The following is a 232-nucleotide window of genomic DNA, read 5'->3' on the forward strand; positions in this document are numbered from 1 at the left end:
ACAAAGTGATGAAATCAAAAACATCATAACTATCATTAGAGATATAGCAGATCAAACAAACCTTCTAGCTCTTAATGCTGCAATAGAAGCTGCAAGAGCAGGAGAGCATGGTAGAGGATTTGCCGTTGTTGCTGATGAAGTTAGAAAGCTAGCAGAGAGAACTCAAAAATCACTTGGTGAGATAGAAGCAAATACAAATGTCCTAGCTCAATCAATAAATGAGATGAGTGAA

1 protein-coding gene is annotated in these 232 nt (G+C 37.1%); it reads left to right on the forward strand.

Annotated features, from left to right (window positions below):
• The coding region (locus UNSWCS_RS11400; RefSeq protein WP_035144338.1) for a methyl-accepting chemotaxis protein at window positions 1-232 on the forward strand (232 nt) is incomplete at both ends.

The organism is Campylobacter concisus UNSWCS, assembly GCF_000466685.1.
Lineage (GTDB): Bacteria > Campylobacterota > Campylobacteria > Campylobacterales > Campylobacteraceae > Campylobacter_A > Campylobacter_A concisus_A.